General features: G+C 44.7%; 10 protein-coding genes and 1 tRNA gene. 1 reads left to right on the top strand and 10 read right to left on the bottom strand.

The window, feature by feature from the left end; genetic code table 11:
- Window positions 1–246: 246 nt before the first annotated feature.
- The 8 genes from D1151_RS15015 to D1151_RS14980 all read right to left on the bottom strand — a co-directional run bounded on the left by D1151_RS15015 (window position 247) and on the right by D1151_RS14980 (window position 10,551).
- On the bottom strand, window positions 247–906 hold the full coding sequence (locus tag D1151_RS15015) for a DUF4367 domain-containing protein (RefSeq protein ID WP_161909434.1): 660 nt from the start codon (window positions 904–906) through the stop codon (window positions 247–249).
- A gap of 2 nt (window positions 907–908) precedes the next feature.
- Complete coding sequence (locus D1151_RS15010; RefSeq protein ID WP_161909433.1) at window positions 909–1,439, bottom strand: RNA polymerase sigma factor; 531 nt, start codon at window positions 1,437–1,439, stop codon at window positions 909–911.
- An 848-nt stretch (window positions 1,440–2,287) separates the two neighbouring features.
- Window positions 2,288–2,363: transfer RNA gene (locus D1151_RS15005), tRNA-Thr, on the bottom strand.
- A gap of 51 nt (window positions 2,364–2,414) precedes the next feature.
- Window positions 2,415–5,738, bottom strand: coding sequence for a PD-(D/E)XK nuclease family protein (locus D1151_RS15000; protein ID WP_161909432.1), 3,324 nt, complete (start codon window positions 5,736–5,738; stop codon window positions 2,415–2,417).
- A 16-nt stretch (window positions 5,739–5,754) separates the two neighbouring features.
- Window positions 5,755–6,396, bottom strand: coding sequence for an HAD-IIIA family hydrolase (locus tag D1151_RS14995; protein WP_161909431.1), 642 nt, complete (start codon window positions 6,394–6,396; stop codon window positions 5,755–5,757).
- 15 nt (window positions 6,397–6,411) lie between these two features.
- Window positions 6,412–8,583, bottom strand: a complete 2,172-nt coding sequence (locus tag D1151_RS14990; protein WP_161909430.1) for a Tex family protein — start codon at window positions 8,581–8,583, stop codon at window positions 6,412–6,414.
- A gap of 1 nt (window position 8,584) precedes the next feature.
- Window positions 8,585–9,692, bottom strand: a protein-coding gene (gene prfB / locus D1151_RS14985) for a peptide chain release factor 2 (RefSeq protein WP_161909429.1) whose coding sequence is annotated in 2 segments (ribosomal slippage) — window positions 8,585–9,625 and window positions 9,627–9,692 — 1,107 coding nt in all. Because the reading frame shifts where the segments join, the coding sequence is not laid out codon by codon here.
- 472 nt (window positions 9,693–10,164) lie between these two features.
- A complete protein-coding gene (locus D1151_RS14980; RefSeq protein WP_160201608.1) occupies window positions 10,165–10,551 on the bottom strand; it encodes a helix-turn-helix domain-containing protein in 387 nt (128 codons plus the stop codon).
- A 163-nt stretch (window positions 10,552–10,714) separates the two neighbouring features.
- On the opposite strand from D1151_RS14980, the gene D1151_RS14975 reads away from it, so the two are divergent.
- On the top strand, window positions 10,715–11,104 hold the full coding sequence (locus D1151_RS14975; protein WP_161909428.1) for a pyridoxamine 5'-phosphate oxidase family protein: 390 nt from the start codon (window positions 10,715–10,717) through the stop codon (window positions 11,102–11,104).
- Window positions 11,105–11,157: 53 nt separating this feature from the next.
- Here D1151_RS14975 and D1151_RS14970 read toward each other — a convergent pair whose 3' ends face one another.
- Both D1151_RS14970 and secA read right to left on the bottom strand, forming a co-directional pair.
- Entirely contained in the window at window positions 11,158–11,718 is a 561-nt protein-coding gene (locus tag D1151_RS14970; RefSeq protein WP_161909427.1) for a 5-formyltetrahydrofolate cyclo-ligase, read from the bottom strand.
- 497 nt (window positions 11,719–12,215) lie between these two features.
- Complete coding sequence (gene secA, locus D1151_RS14965; protein WP_161909426.1) at window positions 12,216–14,975, bottom strand: preprotein translocase subunit SecA; 2,760 nt, start codon at window positions 14,973–14,975, stop codon at window positions 12,216–12,218.
- Between the last annotated feature and the right edge of the window lie 4 nt (window positions 14,976–14,979).

The following is a 14,979-nucleotide window of genomic DNA, read 5'->3' as shown; positions in this document are numbered from 1 at the left end:
CATAGCTTTTTACATCCTCCACTCTTGCGTACCTGACATTTACTTAGGCAAACTGGAATTCACCTTGGCAATTGACCCCTTCTCATAAAAAAATCCTCCTTAATTAGTTCATATATATATAACTAATTAAAAAGGAATTTTGGGACAGTAATTTTAAATTTTTTAAAGCTTGGTTTTTCAAAAATCAGTTCTCGTCATTTTGAAATAACTATAAGCTACTAATGATGAATTTAGTTTAACCTCTCATTATGATTCTAAAAGAGTTATACTTTCTGCAATTTTTATGACTTCATCTTTCGATACAGTACCGGCAACATCCAGGGTATAATCGCCGATTTGCCATACAATATAGCTCATATTATCATCGCAGTAGACCTGTGCCTGATAAATATTTACTCGTGACACTTCTCCATGCATAGTTTCATTATCTATACTTGCGGCATATGTACTGCTGAGCTGCACTGTCATATAAATATATTTGTTTTTATCAGACACATATAGCTTGGAATTTTCCACTTCTTCATTGTCTTCTGATGAAAGACTGTAACCTTCTGGCAGATAGACAGGTTCAAAATTTGGTAATTCTCCTGCAGTACCCGGTTGCTCAATAGGTTTGATCTGGGTACTGACGCTGCCTTTTTCAGCGAAGTAATTAAATACCCGTTCTCTTACACCGGTAACTGATGTGACGAACAGCCCCATCATCATAATCAGCACGGCAACTAAAATCATAATCGTCCTCATTCTTTTTCGAGCAGACCGCTTTTTCTGTATTGGCTTCGCATATAACGGAATTTCTTTTCCACTTAAAATATCATCTGCGTATTTTTCCCTTGATTTTGCCAGTTCCACACCAATAGCTTCCAGCAATTCTTCTGCTTTCTTTTCTACCTCATTGCCTGCCATAGTTACCTCCCTTCTCTTTCAATCAGAATACTTTGCATTCGTATTCTAGTTCTGTATAGCCGCTTTCTTACAGCCTCTTCACTCAAATCTATCATTTCTCCGATTTCTTTGTTATCATATCCTTCTCCATATTTCAGGCAAAGGATATCTTTATCCTTATTATCCAGCTTGGACAAAAGTTCCTGTACTTCTAAACCAAATCCATATTGATCGTGAAACGCATCTATATCCAGATAATCCATACTGAGCAGCCTGGATTCTAAATCTTCCTGTTCCACACTTACATTTTTTTGATTTTTGTATAGCATTGTAAGCGCCGTATTTCTGACTGCTGCACAAAGATAGTTTTTTATCTCATCCTGCGGCAGTTCAAATTTATCTTCATGCCCAGCAATAAACTTCAGTAATACTTCCTGATAAGCGTCTTCTACTAAATATGAATCCCTTAATATTTCTCTGGCAATATGCTGGATTAATTTCTTGTATTTTCGTTCAATTAGTTCAATTACTTTAGTTCTCGCATCTTCGCTCATTCTTTACCCCTTGTTTCATAGAAAACGACTTATTATAATTAATTCTATATGATAGTTACAAAAAATTCTATGAATATCTGTATTTTTAATATCTCGTAAAATTTACTAATACAACCATGTGAACACTCTGCACTGCGCTTATTATCGAAATCATACTTTCTTAGCTAAATAGTACTAAGTAGTTGTATCTTTTCTTAATTGCTTTACTTCTATATCTAATATATCATAAATATTGATGAATTACAACAGTTTTGCACAAACGTCAACATCAAACCGGAAGCAATCATCTGCGTACCATTGTCACGCTAAATATTAGAAATGACAAAGAAAAATGCTGATGACAACTGAAAAAGAAGCAATCTTATTGCTGCTTCCCACAAAACGATATTATCCCTGCGAGTGTTCCCTTTCTCGCATTTTAAAAAAACAAATGGTTAAAATGTGGTTAAATTCTATAGAAACTAGATACGTAAAAGAGTTGTCCGGCAGGCGTACCATTCTCCTGCGTCTCTAGGGGGTCCCCCTGTCAAGCCATCGGCGTGTGGACGGGTACGAAATCCTCCGCCTCAGACAACTCTCTTTTTCTTAATAAGGTCATTATATCAGAAGAACTTGCCTTTTCAATAAACTTTTATAATTTCCGTTATTGTTCCTCAAAAAACTTTTTTCGCACAGTATGCTCTCGACAATTCCCGCTGCAAAAGCGCTAAAAGTTTCCACACCAGTTTCCACACTTTAAGGGAATAAAATGGCATAAAACGACGATTCTAGTATTCTCAAAAATTTTAAAAGAAAAAAGCAACCCCTCGAAACGGCTTAAATTCAAGCTATTTCAAGAGGTTTTTATCTGGAGCTCCCGGCCGGGATCGAACCGGCGACCTGCGCGTTACGAATGCGCTGCTCTGCCAACTGAGCCACGGAAGCATATTCTGCGGGCGGCAATCGCAAACAGCGCCGCCCGTCAGCTATATTCAATTATTTAATGACCTCATAATTACAACCCGGAAAACTCAGGTCAAACCTGCAGATACCCTTATAGTCACAGTAAGTACAAGGAGACTGTTTCTCCGTTTTCTTCGGGTGGATGGCGATTCTGCCATCAGAAAGCTGTCTGCACAGCTTCTCAATCTGCACATCTACATCTGCCTGTAGCTGCTCAAATTGTTCATCGCTGAGAAGAAACCCTTCGGAGGTTGCAGAAACCTCACCAGTAGTGTTTCTTCGCAGAGGCAGAATATCCGAAAATCCGCTGAACTCGCCAGCGATATCTTCGATAACCGCACCGCTGTCTACCATTATACCACTTAATCGGAAAAATTTCCTCATTTCTTTTGAAATTTTTTCAAAAAATTTTTCCCGCTCTGTTCCAGTCAAATCCACTCGCTGGTCTGCAATGTGAAAATAGAATACTCCGGCAGGCTTTCTCTGTTTTTCCTGCGCCGCTTTGAGATATAGCATAAGCTGCAAACGGTATCCGGCTCTGGCTTCTTTTTCATTGAAGGTTTCCCTGCCGGTCTTATAGTCTACAATTTTAACCCGGTCGCCTTCTAAAATATCCAATCTGTCAATTTTGCCTTCGATATAAACCGTACTGCTCCCTAGATCCACTTCAATAGGCGCTATACTGCGTTCTCTTCCAAAAGGCACCTCGTAAAGACTTTTCTTGATATTTCCTGCCCGCACCTGCTCCACAAGCGCCCAGCAGACATGAAAGCATGTATCCTCAATACGCCTGGTCTTGTAGCGTTCTTCATTGCCGAAATCAAAAATTCCTTCCCGGTAATTTGCAGCTTCCAGCTTTGCAATATCGCTGACAAAACTGCGGCATTCATCCTCCGAAATACTATCCCATCGATCTTCTGCCGTCAGTTTCCGTGAAACCTCCATTAAACACCGATGGTAGATATCCCCGATTTCTCTGCTCGACGCCTCATAAATCCGCCGCTCCTGCGGTCTAAGCCCATATGCAATAAAATGAGAAAAGGGACAACGACTGAACTTCTCCAGCCTGGACGGGCTCAGGGTCATCGGCAAATTCATTTCCTTTTTATATAGCAGCGCCGCCAGTTCTGGCGAAATATCCTTCTGCGCATTGGTAAAGGACAGTCCCTTAGAAACTCGCTGCAGGCTTTCCGGTTCATGACACTGGTACCAATGTATTACAGCTCTCCACCTGCTGTCCAGCTTTTCGCCCCGCCTTACAGAAAGCAGCGCTTCCGTCAAATGGCGCAAGGTATTGACCCTGCCACCTACTACTGCATCGAGATCGCCGCTGCTGATTACATCTGTCTGCACGGTAATATTGGGAAACAGTCTGCGCAGTGTATCGATAATCTCAGATGGGCGGCTTTCCTTACCGTCTCCGTCGCTGGCAGAATAGCTAATCCACAGGTAATCCGACGCCTTTGACAGATTCCTGTAAATCGCCAGCTGTTCTTCCATGACACGAATTTTTTCTACTTTACAGATTTCTTTTCCTTCCTCTGCGAAAAATTCCAGCTCTTCCATACTGAAAAGTCCCTCAGAAGAAGCATTTGCAGGAAGCAGACCTTCATTAGCGCCGATGATAACCACCGCTTTCACCTGACCGCTTCTGGTTCTCTGCATGGTTCCCATGAGAATATCGTCCGCAGTCGGCGGCAGCACACCAATTTCAAGCTGAGACAGTCCGGTAATCAAGAGCTCTACGAAATCTTTCCGGCTAAACTGCTCTTCCCCGGCAAGCTCTGCAATCTGATCCAAGAGTCCAACCATCTGCCCCCAAATCTGTGCAGTCTCCTCCGCCAGATCAAAAAGACCCTGCGCCTCCTGCACGCGAAGTAACTCCGCAATCCGCACGCCTAGCCCGCAGTTTTCTATCAAAAAATCATAGTATCGGCAGACAAAATCGCCCATAGATACCGTCTCACCGCAAATTATTTTAAGCTCGGCAAACAGCTCCATCGCCTTTTCTCTTATGACGTTAAGCTCCTCAAGACCGTCATCTCCGTACTCCATCTGACCCTTGACAAAAGGCGCCAGCCACATGTTTCCCTTGATTCTATACTGAATGGAGTAGTTCTCAAGGCGCTCAATTTCTTCATCAGAAAGACTGGAAAACCCAGTTTTCAGCACTTTAAAAATATCGCTGCTCCGATAGTTATACACCACTGTTTCCAACAGTCCCACCGCAAAAATTGCAATAGGTGAACTCAGGACAGACCGCTTTTTGTCATCAAAAACAGGCAGACCCCATTCTTCAAAAACTCTTCCTATAATAGAGCCACGCACGGTCTGATCATTACAAATTACTACGATATCCCGATAGCGAAAGCCCTTGTCCCGGATTAAATGCAAAATATACGATGCTGCTGACTCTGCCTCACTGTACATATTGGCAGCCTGCACCAGCGTAACCGGCGCGTCTTTTCCGCCAAGGGCAGGAAAATCACCAGTCCGCTGCCCCACCGCATAAAACTCTTTTTCAATATGGGAGATGGCTGGATTTCTCACCGCATCAAAGCCAGTCCCTTCAGCAACCTGCTGCATCCTGCATTCCATATCATAGGCTTCCGCTTGTTTCCGTAAATTCCTCATGACAATTTCCGGCAGCAGAAACAGTTCTTCATCTCTGCAGCCTTTGTCGCAGGTCAAAAATACGCTGACTTCCTTTGCAGTTGCTATGAGATTTCCCAGCACATCCAAGGCTTTCGGCGCAAAACTGTCAAAGCCGTATACCCAAATCCTGCTCTCGGAAATCCACGCAGATGAACGAATCTTACTCATATACAGGTCGATATAATCCTCAGAGTCAGTATATCTATCCTTAATTTTCTTCTGATATTCACTGAAAATCAGCACAAGATCATCAAGTTTCGCCCGCAGAACGCTTTCTTCAGAAAGCGCCTGGCTTAGTTCCGCCAAGTCCTGCGGATTCACATTATACTGCTTCATCTCCGAAATAAAGTTATTCGTCATCTCGATAAATGCCGGTTTTCTGAGACTGCCTTTAAACACTTGCAGCTTGTCCTCGCATTTTCCGGCAATCTGGGTCAGCAGCATATGTCTGCCGTATTTATCGATAAAGGTTTTGTTGCCGCCCCCCTGCTGCGAAAGCAATCTGCTTCCAAGGCGCGACATGCCGATAATCTCCACGTCCATCATGCTTTCTGCATGCAAAAACAAGAAAGCCTGCTTCTCTGCTTCCAGCGTGTACTGATCCGGCACGATGACAATCGTCCTGCCTGGATTTTTCCGAATATCCTCGTAGATGAACTTTTCCTTTTCGATACTTTCTCTTCCGTAAAAGATTTGCAGCATAGTGATTCCTCAAATTCTAAAGAATGCCGTACAGATCTTCAGCTTTTGTGATACAGTACTCCGGTCTGTCAGGACCAGTCAAATCAGCTTCCGTAATAGCTTCTGCCCAGCCCACCATAACCGCCTTCATGCCGGCATTGTGGGCACATTTAATATCGAACATGCTATCGCCTACCATCAGCGTTTCCTCTGCCTTTGCGCAAAGCCGCTCAAGGGCAATCAGCGCAGGCTCAGGATCCGGCTTATGCTTGTCCGTATCTTCACAAGTTACGATGCAGTTGATCACTTCCATGACACCAAACTTTCTGAGCCCGATCATCGTGGAGTTCCGCAGTCTGGAAGTTACAATACCCACCTGATACCCCTTTTCCTTAAGACCCTGCAAAAGCTCTGTCATGCCGGGAAAGGGCTCTATCATGTCCTCATAAATATCCTTCTGATGGCTCCTGTACATGTCGATGGCATCTTCCGGATTCATATCCGGAAAGTTCTTCACCATACTAATGCCCAAAGGCTCTCCGAAGGTCGCCTTAATATCTGCTTCATCGGCTTCTTTTCCATGAACCGTCCTGAAAACATGCTGCCAGGAATCAATAATCAGTCTATTGGTATTTGCAACCGTTCCGTCAAAATCAAATAAAATCGTCTTTATTGCCATGACAGGCTCCTTTTTCTAGAATTTCATCGTCAGCGCAATCTTTTTCTTCTCCGGATCTACGCTGAGAATTTTTACTTTCACAGTATCTCCCACGGACACCACGTCCATCGGGTGCTTGATAAACTTGTTAGAAAGCTGAGACACATGCACCAGTCCGTCCTGCTTGACGCCGATATCCACAAAAGCGCCGAAGTCCACCACGTTGCGGACGGTTCCAGTTAGCTCCATGTCCACCTTCAAATCCTCAAAACTCCTAACGTCGTTTCTGAAAATCACCGGTGGCGCGTCTTCACGAGGGTCTCTTGCCGGTTTTTTCATTTCTGCGATGATATCGCTTAGAGTCATTTCACCGATGCCCAGATCCTCCGCCATTTTCTTTACACTTTCCGAAGGTTTTTTCGCAGGGTACGCCTCCCAAATTTTCTCATCGATATTCTTTGCACCGCCGCTTAAGATTTCCTCCTTGGTAATGCCGATTTTGTTCATCATTTCCTCGGCAGCTTTGTAAGATTCAGGATGTACAGAGGTACTGTCAAGAGGCTCGCTGCCGTCTGCAATTCGCATAAAACCTGCACACTGCTTAAACGCCTTTTCTCCCAGCTTGGAAACTTTCATCAGTTCTTTTCTGTTTTTGAATCTGCCGTTTTCTTCTCTATATGCCACGATGTTCTTGGCGATACCCATGTTGACACCTGCGATATAAGAAAGAAGGGATGGAGAAGCGGTATTCAAATCCACACCAACTCTGTTTACGCAGTCCTCAACCACGTTAGTCAACGCTGTATCCAGCTGCTTCTGGTTGATATCGTGCTGATACTGTCCTACGCCGATGTGCTTTGGATCGATTTTTACCAGCTCAGCCAGCGGATCCTGCAGACGTCTGCCCAGCGACATAGCGCCTCTGGTGGTAACATCAAGGTCAGGATATTCTTCTGTCGCCAGCTTGGAAGCCGAGTAAACGGAAGCGCCCGCTTCGTTGACGATGGTGTACTGAATATCGTAATCGTGCTTTTTCAGGAAGTTTGCAACTACTTCTTCGGTTTCTCTGGAAGCAGTGCCGTTTCCGATTACGATGATATCCGTACCGAATTTATTGATAATCTTTTCCAAAGTTCTCTCCGTTCCAGCTACATCATTTTTTGGCTCGGTCGGATAGATGGTGGTGTAGGCTTTCAGCTTTCCAGTCTCGTCCAGCACCGCAACTTTACAACCAGTTCTGTAGCCTGGGTCAATGGAAATTATTTTCTTTCCCTTGACAGGCGGCACCATCAAAAGCTTTTCTGTATTCTTTGCAAAGACCTTTACCGCCTCAGTTTCCGCTCTCTCTGTCAGAACATTACGCATTTCACGCTCGATGGACGGCGCAATGAGACGCTTGTAAGAATCCGCGATGGTCTCCTCCAAAATCTCGGTGAAGATGGATTTTCCGCGAATGACCTGCTTTGCGATAAGGCCTGTAATTTCTTCGCTGTCGATAGCGACTTTTACTTTCAATTTCTTTTCTTTTTCACCGCGATTGACCGCAAGAACTCTGTGGTTCGGCATTTTAGCAATCGCTTCGCTGCTGCCGTAATACATTTCGTAGACAGTCTTCTCCTCTGGATCCGTTGCTTCTGTAGCAATCTGTCCCTTGGCAAAGGTCTTTTCTCTGATTGCCTTGGTCAAATCTGCGTCATCGGCAATCATCTCTGCGATGATGTCCATAGCGCCCTGCACAGCGTCTTCCGCCGTCTCCACTTCTTTTTCCGGATTAATAAAATCTGCCGCAAAGTCCAGAGGATTGCCCTCTTTCTTCTGCTGGGCATAGAAGATCATTGCCAGAGGCTCCAGTCCTCTTTCTTTTGCTTTGGAAGCTCTAGTTGCCTTTTTCTGTTTATATGGCTTATACAGGTCTTCTACACGCTGCAAAACCTCCGCTTTTTGGATTTCGGCTTTCAGCTCTTCGGTCAGCTTGCCCTGTTCTTCAATAAGACGGAGCACCTCTTCCTTTCGGCTTTCCAGGTTGCGCAAGTACTGCAGTCTCTCGTCCATATCGCGAAGAGTCACGTCAGTCAGACCGCCGGTCACTTCCTTTCTGTAACGAGCGATAAAGGGAATCGTATTTCCCTCATCGATGAGCGCAACTGTGCTTTCCACCTGCGCTGTTTTGACTTTAAATTCACTTGCTAGTTTTTCAATAATGTTCATATTAATCTTCGTCCCTCTGTTTCAGTTTTTCATTAATAAAGTAGTCGATGTCTCCGTCCATCACTGCGCCTACATTGCCGACTTCTGCACCGGTACGGTGATCTTTTACCATGGTGTATGGCTGGAAAACGTAGGAGCGAATCTGGGAACCCCAGGTAATCAGGGAAAAGTCACCTTTCAGTTCCTTTAAGTTTTCCTTGTGCTCCTGCTCTTTCAGTTCCATCAGCTTGGATGCCAGAATCTTCATCGCCATCTCCTTGTTCTGGTGCTGACTTCTCTCGTTCTGGCAAGTTACTACAATGTGGGTCGGCAGATGTGTGATTCGGATCGCCGAATCGGTCTTGTTGACATGCTGACCCCCTGCCCCACTGCTCCTGTAGGTGTCAATGCGCAGATCCTCTGGGTCAATTTCTACAGACATATCATCTTCGATTTCCGGCATAACTTCCAGCGCCGCAAAAGAAGTCTGTCTCTTTCCTGCTGAGTTAAACGGAGAAATTCTGACTAGACGGTGCACACCTTTTTCGTTCTTCAAATAACCGTAAGCATTTTCACCCTCTACAATTAAAGTTGCGCTCTTAATGCCCGCCTCGGTATCATCCTGCATGTCGACCAAAGTCACTTTATATCCTTTCTTCTCCGACCACCGGACGTACATTCTGTAAAGCATCTGCGCCCAGTCCATAGCATCTACGCCGCCTGTTCCCGCATGTACGGAAATAATAGCGTTGTTATGGTCGTATTTTCCAGATAACAAAGTGTCCAGTTTCAGTGTCTCCAGCTGCTGCTGCAGATTTCCGAAGGCTTCTACGATGGAATCAGCTTCTTCCTCGTCTTCCATTTCTTCTGCCAGTTCCATCAGTTCTTCCATATCGTCAAAGCCTTTTTCCAGAGATTCATATTTTTCAAGTCTGGTTTCCAGGCTCTTCTTTTTCTTTAAAATGTTCTGTGCCGTGTCGGGATTGTTCCAGAATTCCGGATCCTCCGTCTGCACGCTGAGTTCTTCTAATTGCTTCCTAAGACCCGCAAGGTCAAAGGGACTCACCTACCTCTTTGAGATTCGCCTTTGCAATCGGCAGGTCAGATTTCATCTGATCGAATTGAATCATTTTCTCACATCCTTTACTGTTAAATTCATATTTTATTATTTTATCATAAAAATTCCGGCTTTACATCTGTTTTACACCGGTTTTCTAAAAAAACTGTGCCAGTGCGCCATGGCTTCGATGACTTTCACTGCGAGTCTGTTATTCACAAAATCTCCTCACCGAAAAATCTTAACTCACTTCCCGACTTTCTTCAAAAAATGTATAAAAAGAATCTCCCCACACCTCGCAGAACTTACATTTCACGCAAGATGTTATCTGTAAGGCATTGAATTCTACATAAAATGTAAGTTTTCTCGCGGAAATCCCCGAATTATATATGCAGAACACTATACACGGCTGAAATATTCTCTTGGGCTTATACATTTTTTGAAGATTCCATAGTTTTCGGTTAAGATTCGAGACTTCTCTTATACACTTTTATTGAAAAAACCGGATATAAGTTAAGATATCAAGCTGCGAACGCCGCACTTTGCTAAAATTTCTTCTGCACACCGCAATGCTGGCAGGTCCTTTCTTCTGCAGCCTTCGCATGATTCTCAAAATAGGGCTCTGCCCACTTTGCAATATCGATCAGCACCGGCAATACAGTCCTGCCCTTTTCTGTCAAACCATATTCCACCCGCGGTGGAATTTCATCGTAGGATCTTCGCAGTACAATTCCCTCTTTAATTAAATCCTTCAAATTTGCCGCCAGAACTGCGTCAGTTATATTGCGCATTTCTTTGCGAATTTCGCTATAACGCACCGGTTCTTTCCCCGCTAGTACACAAATAATACGGGATTTCCATTTTCCACCAAAGACTTCCAGTCCATATTCCAAAGGGCAGCGAATGTCCTTCTCCAGTTTTGCCTGATACATGCTTATCCTCCTTTTCCGTCAGTTTGCATTATATCAATTTTACTATTTTTTTACAAGTCACTATTCTTTTTAATAGTTACTAATAAATATAATCATATCTTATTTTTTAGTAGCGAATTTGTTATAATATGGTCAAACATACATTATTAGGAGGAATATTTCGATGTTAAGTGAAGCTGTAAAAAATTTACTCAATGAACAGTTGTGGTATATTGCCACCTTTTCCGACGAACCCAACGCTGTACCGGTAGGATTTAAGATGGTATCAGACGATGAAAAGCTGATAGTCGGAGATGTTTTCATGGAAACCACTGCAAAAAATATTCAGGTAACCGGCAAGGCTGCGGTTTCTGTATGCAACCCTGCTACTTCCGAGGGCTATCAGATCAAAGGTTCCGCCGAATACCTGAGCGAAGGTCCGGTAGTAGACATGCTTAAAAAGGTTGCCGCCGAAAAATTTGGCGGTGCGCTGGCCGCAAAAGGTGCAGTTGTTATCACCCCCGAAAAAGTGATTGTAACCACACCGGGACCGGATAACAAAAAAGAGCTGTAAGCTTGGACGCGAAAGAAATCCGCACATCTTCAAAAATGAACCGTGCGGATTTTTTAATATGTTCTCTCTTCCGTGAAAACCCGTTCCATCGGATAGTCCCACTCATCTACAGGCAGTCTTTCTACCTTCTGCACTTCAAAAGCAGCAGCGATGACAACCGCATTTACACACTGCGGCAGAAATCTATCATAGTAGCCAGCTCCCATACCCATGCGGTTCCCCTTTTCATCAAAGGCAGTACATGGACAAATCACCAGATCAATATCCTCCGGCGACACAACAATGGAATGCTCTCGCACTGGCTCCATAATGCCGTAGGCACCTTTTTCCCATGCACCCTCTTTTTTCTTTGGTTCCAGCGCAATCATCTCCCCCGGACCTGTACATAGCGGATAAACAATCCGCTTACCGGCATGTTCTGCAATCTGCTCCAGCTTTTCAAGGCGCACTTCACCCCGCACGCCCTTATATAACATGATGATTTCAGCCTCTTGAAACTCCGCTGAGACTGCGATATGCTCCGAAATTTTTGCGGACAACTCCTGCCTCTGTACACCGCCCAGGCAATCTCTTGCAGAAATTGCACTTTTGCGAATTTGCTCTCTATCGTTCAATTTTTCTCTCCTTACATGATAACCAGCACAAGTTGTGCAAATTTACATGTTTACATCTTCCATGCACAACCCCAATCATCGTAAGTTGTGCAAGCTCTAGCAAACCCAAGATTCCTACACAACTCTAATAGTAAAATGCTATATATACCCTCGATATCCGACTTCGGCTCCGATTCAGGTTATGTGTCCGCGATAAAACTGCTCAAATTTGCACAACCTTTCCCCCATATCTTAAAGAGAATCAAAAAAGTTGTGCAGAGGCATGATAAAAAAGCCAATCTGCACAACTGATAACTCTATGGGGTTTGCATCAAGCCTAAAAACGCTCAATTTTGCACAACTTTACTCCTCTTTCGCCTCCGCCGTCTTTGGCGGCATCAGCTCAGACAATTGGGCAACGTTTCGCTATCGCTTCACTCCTCCGGTCTCCAGTCTACAATCGACTGGCTCCCTTCGCTGTCCGATTTTCCATTCCCACTGAAGTGGGGGAAAATCAGCTAGGATCTCCCGCAGCAGTTCTTATATTTCTTACCGCTGCCACAAGGGCATGGATCATTTCTGCCGACTTTCGGCTGATCGCGTCTGTAGGTTTCCGGCTTGTTTTCCCGCTCCGGCACCTGCGCACCTTCTGGAAGCTGCCCTTCGCCCTGCATTGCTCGAACGGTATCGTCCTCAACAAAGTCTGATTTCGTTGCTTTCTCAGCTTCCATGATGGCTTTTCTTTCTGTTCTTGTTTCAACAGTTACGTTATAGCAGTACTTCACCGTGTCTTCCTGAATTGCGCTGATCATCTGCTCAAACATGTCAAAGCCTTCTTTTGCGTAAGCTGCAGCAGGATCCTGCTGCCCCAAAGCACGCAGACCGATACCGGATTTCAGCTGATCCATAGCGTCGATGTGATCCATCCAAAGATTATCTACGACACGAAGAAGAATCATGCGCTCAACTTCTCGCATCTGCTCCGCACCGATTTCAGCTTCCTTCAACTCATACAGTTTTTCAAACTCAGCGATAACCGACTCACGCAAAGACTCTTCTGTCATATCGCGAAGTTCTTCTGCTGTATGGGAACTCTTTCCGCGATAATTTGCGGTAATCTTGCGCAGGTTCTTGTTCATCGTCTCAAAATCCCATTCCTCAGGGAATTTGGAATCTACTACAATCGGATCGATGATTGCATTTACAATCGTCTTCATCATATTGATGATATACTCTCGCAAATCTTCACCAAAGAGCACCTTGCGGCGTTCTTCGTAGATGATTTCTCTCTGCTTGTTCATGACATTGTCATACTGCAATACATATTTTCTGATGCCGAAGTTCTTGCCTTCCACCTTTTTCTGTGCACCTTCGATGGCACGGGAAAGCATGCCTGCTTCAATCGCTTCATCCTCTTCAAGCCCCATTCTGTCAACCAGCTTCTGCATTCTCTCGCCGCCAAAGAGGCGAAGCAGTTCATCTTCCAATGAGATAAAGAACTGAGTCTGACCAGGGTCGCCCTGACGACCGGAACGACCTCGCAACTGGTTATCAATACGTCTGGATTCGTGGCGTTCAGTACCGATGATGCAAAGCCCGCCAAGTTCCACAACTTTCTGCTGTTCTTCTTTTCTCTCTTCCTTAAACTGCTGATGCAGCTGATTAAATTTTTCTCTGGCTTCATTGAGCGCCGGATCATCAGATTTGATAAAGCTGGATGCGAAGGAAATCGCTTCGTCAGAATAGCCCTGCTTCTTCATTTCCCGTTTCGCTTCAAATTCCGGATTGCCACCCAGGATAATATCGGTACCACGACCTGCCATATTAGTCGCAATGGTTACCATGCCAAGGCGACCTGCTTCTGCAACGATTTCGGCTTCCTTATCATGCTGCTTCGCATTGAGCACGTTGTGTTTTACACCGCGCTTTTTTAGCATATCGCTGATCATCTCGGATTTTTCAATAGAAATGGTACCTACCAACACTGGCTGTCCAGTTTCGTGCACCTGGGCAACTCTATTTGCGATAGCTTTGACTTTACCCCGCTCTGTCTGGTAAACGGAATCGTCCAAATCTTTTCTGGCGATTTCGCGGTTGGTTGGAATCACCACGACATCCATATTGTAGATGTCGCGGAATTCCTCTTCCTCAGTCTTCGCCGTACCGGTCATGCCTGCCAGCTTGTTGTACATTCTGAAATAATTCTGCAAAGTGATGGTTGCCAGCGTCTTAGATTCTGAGCGAACCGCTACTCTTTCCTTTGCTTCGATTGCCTGATGCAGACCGTTGGAGAATCTTCTTCCGAACATAAGACGACCGGTGAACTCGTCAACGATGATGATTTCTCCATCTTTTACGATATAGTCTACATCTCGCTCCATCAGATTACGCGCCTTCAGAGCCTGCAGCACGTGATGGTTGATCTCCATATTCTCAGGGTCGCCATAGTTATCCACCTTAAAGAAGGCTTCCGCCTTGGCAACGCCTTCATCCGTCAGCGCTGCCTGCTGGTCTTTTTCTTCTACCGTAAAGTCCGTTTCCTTAGTCAGCGTCGTAACAAAGCGGTCCGCAGTTTTATATAAATCCGTAGATTTTGCACCTTTGCCGGAAATAATCAGCGGCGTTCTAGCTTCATCTACTAAAATGGAGTCGACTTCGTCAATGATGGCAAAGTTCAGGTCGCGCTGCATGAGTTCTTCCTGATAAATTACCATATTGTCTCTCAAATAATCGAAGCCGAATTCGTTATTGGTTCCGTAAGTGATATCCGCCATATAAGCAGCTTTTCTCTCTTCGCCGGAGATTCCGTGAATAACACAGCCCACGGAGAGCCCCAGGAAGGAATAGAGTTTACCCATCCATTCTGCGTCACGCTTTGCCAGATAGTCGTTGACTGTAATCACATGCACCCCCTTGCCTTCTAAGGCATTGAGGTATGCTGCCAGCGTTGCCACCAAGGTCTTACCTTCACCAGTTTTCATTTCGGAAATTCTTCCCTGATGTAAAACCACCCCGCCTATCAGCTGTACGCGGAAATGTTTCATGCCCAGGCTTCGCACCGCCCCTTCACGGCAGACCGCAAAAGCCTCTGGTAAAATGTCATCCAGTGTTTCACCATTTGCAAGCCTCTCCTTCAGTTTTGGCGTCATTGCCTGCAGTTCCTCATCGGATAACTTCTGCATATCCTCGTCTAGTGCCTCAACCTGATCTACTATTTTAGATATTTTCTTAATTTCTTTTTCATTTAGATCACCAAAGATCTTTTCCATCAGTCCCATAGTC

Origin of the sequence: Emergencia sp. 1XD21-10 (genome assembly GCF_009936045.1) — a bacterium.
GTDB classification, from domain to species: Bacteria; Bacillota; Clostridia; order Peptostreptococcales; family Anaerovoracaceae; genus Senimuribacter; species Senimuribacter intestinalis.
This window is presented reverse-complemented; position numbering and strand designations above follow the sequence as displayed.

Coding starts and splice junctions, on each gene's coding strand:
- D1151_RS15015 (WP_161909434.1), bottom strand. CDS start 906: ATGGCAGGCAATGAGGTAGAAAAGAAAGCAGAAGAATTGCTGGAAGCT.
- D1151_RS15010 (WP_161909433.1), bottom strand. CDS start 1,439: ATGAGCGAAGATGCGAGAACTAAAGTAATTGAACTAATTGAACGAAAA.
- D1151_RS15000 (WP_161909432.1), bottom strand. CDS start 5,738: ATGCTGCAAATCTTTTACGGAAGAGAAAGTATCGAAAAGGAAAAGTTC.
- D1151_RS14995 (WP_161909431.1), bottom strand. CDS start 6,396: ATGGCAATAAAGACGATTTTATTTGATTTTGACGGAACGGTTGCAAAT.
- D1151_RS14990 (WP_161909430.1), bottom strand. CDS start 8,583: ATGAACATTATTGAAAAACTAGCAAGTGAATTTAAAGTCAAAACAGCG.
- D1151_RS14980 (WP_160201608.1), bottom strand. CDS start 10,551: ATGTATCAGGCAAAACTGGAGAAGGACATTCGCTGCCCTTTGGAATAT.
- D1151_RS14975 (WP_161909428.1), top strand. CDS start 10,715: ATGTTAAGTGAAGCTGTAAAAAATTTACTCAATGAACAGTTGTGGTAT.
- secA (WP_161909426.1), bottom strand. CDS start 14,975: ATGGGACTGATGGAAAAGATCTTTGGTGATCTAAATGAAAAAGAAATT.